This is a genomic window from Psychrosphaera sp. (assembly GCF_982872775.1).
Genome location: NZ_CEYNSH010000077.1, coordinates 1 through 5,445, shown reverse-complemented (window position 1 = coordinate 5,445; position 5,445 = coordinate 1). Strand labels below are relative to the sequence as shown.

Annotated in this window: 4 protein-coding genes and 1 pseudogene; 3 read left to right on the top strand and 2 right to left on the bottom strand. The window is 42.6% G+C overall.

What is annotated here, in order from left to right; genetic code table 11:
- Nucleotides 1–784: 784 nt before the first annotated feature.
- Nucleotides 785–1,813, bottom strand: coding sequence for an ABC transporter permease (locus AC4E96_RS13805; RefSeq protein WP_490256238.1), 1,029 nt, complete (start codon nucleotides 1,811–1,813; stop codon nucleotides 785–787).
- Entirely contained in the window at nucleotides 1,813–2,739 is a 927-nt protein-coding gene (locus tag AC4E96_RS13800; protein WP_488034241.1) for an ABC transporter ATP-binding protein, read from the bottom strand. The genes AC4E96_RS13805 and AC4E96_RS13800 overlap by 1 nt, the downstream gene beginning before the upstream one ends.
- 114 nt (nucleotides 2,740–2,853) lie before the next feature.
- Here AC4E96_RS13800 and rsmE point away from each other — a divergent pair, with 114 nt between their 5' ends.
- The 3 genes and pseudogenes from rsmE (at nucleotide 2,854) to AC4E96_RS13785 (ending at nucleotide 5,353) form a co-directional block, all read left to right on the top strand.
- Nucleotides 2,854–3,585, top strand: a complete 732-nt coding sequence (rsmE, locus tag AC4E96_RS13795) for a 16S rRNA (uracil(1498)-N(3))-methyltransferase (protein ID WP_488034240.1) — start codon at nucleotides 2,854–2,856, stop codon at nucleotides 3,583–3,585.
- Between the two features lie 128 nt (nucleotides 3,586–3,713).
- A pseudogene (gshB, locus tag AC4E96_RS13790) lies at nucleotides 3,714–4,664 on the top strand (glutathione synthase); the annotation flags it as partial.
- 110 nt (nucleotides 4,665–4,774) lie between these two features.
- Nucleotides 4,775–5,353: a YqgE/AlgH family protein gene (locus AC4E96_RS13785; protein WP_490256237.1), complete on the top strand. Its 579-nt coding sequence runs from the start codon at nucleotides 4,775–4,777 to the stop codon at nucleotides 5,351–5,353.
- Nucleotides 5,354–5,445 lie beyond the last annotated feature (92 nt).

Genomic DNA, 5,445 nt, shown 5'->3' with positions numbered 1-5,445 from the left:
CAAGTACATCCCTGTAATGCTTACGGCCATTCATCCATGAATGGACTATCAATCATAAGCATACTCTACTCACATACCTTAATTTTCTAACGAGCGTAACGCCTCGTAAAGGTTGACTAATATTCAGCCCTTCTATTTTCGTCTAGCGGCATTTTTCAACGAAAATACAATTAAAATCTGCTACAACAACTCAGTGCTCTGCTCTAGCTTCATCTCAAAAGCAGTAATTTATCGGTTAAAAGCACAGCAGTAATCTCGAAACTCGTTCCGACTTCACCACAATAAATGTCAATATTGGTATTTCATTTAAACGGCTACACAAAACTCATCTCAATCAGTAGGGGTGAGTATTGGGTAATCATTTACGAGGCGTTACATCCACCAGTGAATGAAGGTATGTGAATAGAGTATTCAAGTGATTGATAGTCGATTCATCAATCAAGACTGTACAGATAGTAGTGGGTGAGCATTGGGTAATCATTTACGAGGCGTTGTCCCGAACAGTGATTGAAGGTATGTGAGTAGAGTATTCAAGTGATTGATAGTCCATTCATGGATGAATGGCCGTAAGCATTACAGGGATGTACTTGCGCGGTCAATCACTTGAATACTCTGCTCGCATACCGAGCCAATTATTACGTTTCCAAGCTGAGCTAAATGTTACCGTATACTCAGCCATACTCACCTGCGCGGTCAATCACTTGAATACTCTGCTCGCATACCGAGCTAATAATTACGTTTCAAAGCCGAGATAAATGCTACCCAATGGTCAGCCAATACACTGCTACCTACCATCTCCTTCCCACCGAAACAACCGCGTCCCAATCCCCAAAAACACCACCGTCATCCCAACCATTGTCAGCACGTGGTCTTTGATATCCACCAAACTCGCGCCTTCGGTCATCACCGCTCGCGCACCTTCAACAAGATGGGTCAATGGCAGTATATACGCAATTTGTTGAATAAACTCTGGGCTGCCTTCTAATGAGAACCACACACCGGATAAGATCATCATTGGCCACGTAGCTAGATTAAGAAGTCCGCCAGTAAGCTCTTCGCTGCGTGATCGAGACGCGATTAACAAGCCAAGTGAAATAAGAGAAAATGCCCCTAATACGCCAACAATAAATAGATCTAAGTAGCTGCCCAACATATAAAAGTCGAACAGGAAGTCACAGCCAATAAACACGGATGTTGATAAGAACATAACAATCATTAGGCGTGATACGATTTGCGCAGTCAAAAACTCTAATGCGGTTACCGGTGTGGCATTTAGTCGCTTAAGAACCATGTTTTTTCTATATCGAACAATGACATAACCAACACCAAACAAGCAGCTAAACATCATATTCATGCCCAAAATGCCTGGAAGTACAAAGTCCAAATAGCGAATCTGGCGGCCATCAACTGTCTGTTGCTGCCATTTACTTTGCGTATCGTCATAACCGGCCAATAGTCTTTCCATAAAATAACCGTTTGGTGAAGACTCATTTATCCAGTAATTTTTGCTTTGATAATCTAACAATAGATCCAGACGATGTTGTCTCAATTTATCTAGCGCAATGGTTTGATCTTTATACTCAACAAACTCGACGTATTTGGTTTCTAAAAAAGGATCCGCATTGGCGACATCTGGCGTGTTCAGAACACCGACTTTGTATTGATCTTTCCCTTCTCCGCTAAAGACCAAAGCAAAACCAACCAGCAATAAAACAGGAAAAACAATACTCCAAGCCAATGAAGATTTGTCTCTAAAAAACTCTAAATTACGACCTTTTAAAATGGCGTAAAAACGGGAGAAAAAAACCTTCATTACACTTCCTCTTTTACTGGCAGATCTGACGTATCACTGTCACTGCCGCTTGTTAATTGGTGTCCGGTCAACTTAATGAATAAATCATCAAGATTTGCTGATTTAACCTGCAACCCGTCTAATTTTACACCTCTTGTTAACAGCTCACTGATTGAAACCTCAACATCTTGAGCATCGATGTCCACATGAAATTCACCAAATTTTCGACCAAAGTCACTGATTTCATGCCCTTTTAAATTCTCGACTGGCAAACGAATAATAGCGCCTGAGAAATGTTCGGTAAGTAGCTTTGACGGTGTATTTTGAGCAATTATCTGGCCTTGATCCATTATCACGATTTCGTCACACAAATACTCAGCTTCATCCATGTAATGAGTGGTCAAAATAATGGTTTTGCCCTGTTGTTTGATACGCGTGATCAAATCCCAAAAGTTGCGTCTTGCATGAGGATCAAGACCGGTCGTAGGTTCGTCCAAAAATAAGATCTTAGGGTTGTTGATCAAAGCCAGAGCCAACAACAAACGTTGCTTTTGCCCGCCAGACAGTTTCTGATGACGACGGTCTTGAATGTCGACCAAGTCACACATTTTCATAACGTCATCTAAGTTTGCAGGTTCGGCATAAAAAGCCTGGAACATCGAGAGTGTTTCTTTGACGGTGAGAAAGTCCTGCAACGCAGTGTGCTGGAACTGAATACCGATTTCTTTAAGTGATTCTTTGTTTAAAGGCTCACCAAAAAAAGAAATCTGACCGTTTGACGGCTTAATGAGCCCTTCCATCATTTCAATTGTTGTGGTTTTTCCGGCGCCATTTGGACCTAATAAACCAAAACAGATCCCTTTTTTAACAGCAAACGAAATGCCCTTTACCGCTTCCACGTCATCATAAGATTTGGAAAGATTTTGAACCTCTACATATGTCGCCATAACCTGCTCTTTTGTTTATTAATTTTATTCGGCATGAAAATGCTCGATTAGATATTCAATACTACTTTGAGTTGCTAGAATAATGCTACTCAAAGATAACATTTTACAAGAAACATGCGCATCCCAAGAATATTCGAGCCAAACCCAATAGAACTAAACACATCACTCACCTTGTCTGCAGATGCGTCAAACCATGTCGGCCGCGTGTTAAGAATGACACCTGGTCAAGCCATTACGGTTTTTTGTGGAGATGGGTTTGATTATTCTGCCACTATCTGTGAAGTCAGTAAAAAAGCCGTTGAAGTGACTATTAATGACAAAACCAAAGTTGAAAATGAAAGTCCCCTGACGATTCACCTTGCGCAAGGCATTTCTCGCGGTGACAAGATGGACTTTACCATTCAAAAGTCAGTTGAGCTTGGGATTACTGATATTACGCCTATCTTCACAGAGCGCTGTGGTGTCAAACTCAAAGGCGAACGACTTCAGAAAAAACATCAACAATGGCAAAAAATTGCAATTTCGGCATGTGAGCAATGTGGTCGCGCCACGGTTCCAACGATTCACCCACCCATCGAATTTTCTGAGTTTATTCAACAAAAAACCGATCAATTGAAGTTGAATTTGCACCCTCGAGCCTCCATTTCAGTGTCAGGTTTAACATTGCCAGAACAAGGTGTGCGTTTTGTTATCGGCCCAGAAGGCGGATTAAACGACCAAGAAATTGAAGCTGCGGCAGACGCTGGTTATCAAGAGATCTTAATGGGGCCTCGAATTTTAAGAACGGAAACCGCCGCCTTAACGTTATTGACCGCGTTACAAGTTCAGTTTGGTGATTTGGCTTAGACTCAAATAGTTAATCAATTGAAACTTATTCATACAAGTTGCGGTCTATTTTAATCAGACACAAATTCAGTTGTGGTTGATGACACAACATCGTCAGCCACCATAACGACCTAAAAAGTTGGAACATTATGACAATTAAACTCGGCATCGTGATGGACCCTATCGCGGACATCAATATCAAAAAAGACTCAAGTTTTGCCATGTTACTTGAAGCTCAGTCGCGCGGTTATGAGTTGTTTTATTTAGAAATGAATGATTTATACCTACGAGACGGACGCGCCTTTGGTCGTACCAAACCATTGACCGTAAAAAATGAATTAGGTGCACACTACTCACTCGGTGAGGTTCAAGCTATGCCATTGTCCGAGTTAGACGTCATATTGATGCGTAAAGATCCTCCTTTTGACACAGAATTTGTCTACGCTACTTATATGCTTGAGCGCGCTGAAGACGAAGGCACGCTAATCGTAAACAAACCACAAAGCCTTCGCGATGCAAACGAAAAACTGTACACAAGTTGGTTCAGTGAATTCGTGCCACCAACGCTAGTGACCCGTGACGCAGAACTCATTAAAGACTTTTACAAAGAGCAAGGCGACGTCATTTTAAAACCGCTTGATGGAATGGGTGGAGCATCAATCTTCAGAGTAAAAGAAGGCGATCCAAATGTCTCCGTTATCATTGAAACACTGACCGAGCACGCAACACGTTATGCGATGGCGCAAGGTTTCATCCCTGATATTAGCAACGGTGACAAACGAATTTTGATTGTTGATGGCGAGCCAATGCCCTATACGTTAGCGCGCATTCCAGCAAAAGGCGAAACTCGCGGTAACCTCGCAGCCGGTGGCCGAGGTGAAGCAAGACCACTTTCAGAAACCGACTGGCGCATTGCCAACGCGATTGGTCCGACCCTTAAGAAAAAAGGCCTTATCTTTGTTGGACTTGACGTTATTGGCGACTACATCACCGAAATCAACGTCACCAGCCCAACTTGTATTCGTGAAATCGAAGCCGCTTTTGATATAAGTATCACAGGCCACTTGTTTGATGCCATCGAGCGTCGTTTGCAAGACGCCGAAAACAATAATTCTGACAGCCAAGAACACCTAAAAGCCAGCTCAGAAACAAATGCGCCGTCGAACACCACGCTCAACACTGAGTCAAACAAAGACTAAAAGGAGCCATTATGACCGTAAAACTTTCAAGCTCACTGAGTCTCGCCAATCAATTTTTAATTGCCATGCCTTCATTGGACGATGGCTATTTTCAGCGCTCACTGACCTATGTTTGCGAACACGACGAACAAGGCGCGATGGGGTTGGTTGTTAACAAACAAACCGACATGTCCGTCAAACACCTACTTTCAGAAATCAAAATTGACGCCCCAGAATCCTCATCGATGAGCGATAATCTGGTCCTCGCCGGCGGCCCTGTTCAAACCGATCGCGGCTTTGTTTTACACAGCGGCAATCGAACCTGGTCATCTAGTTTACAACTAGAAGATGGCATCATGGTCACCACCTCAAAAGACATTCTAGAAAACTTAGGCAAAGACACAGGCCCAGAAGACTACCTAGTCACACTTGGTTATGCGGGCTGGTCAGCAGGTCAACTTGAAGAAGAAATTGCCAACAACGCATGGTTAACCGTTAAAGCCGATCCTGAAGTTATCTTCAATACACCAGCTGAAGAACGTTGGGAAAAAGCCGTTAAAATGTTAGGCATCGACATTGCGCAACTCACCCACTTTGCAGGTCACGCATAGTCTACGAAAAGTGACGTAGAATTAACTGCGGCTGATGTTTGATGTTTGATGTTTGATGTTTGATGTTTGATGTTTGATGTTTGATGTTTGAT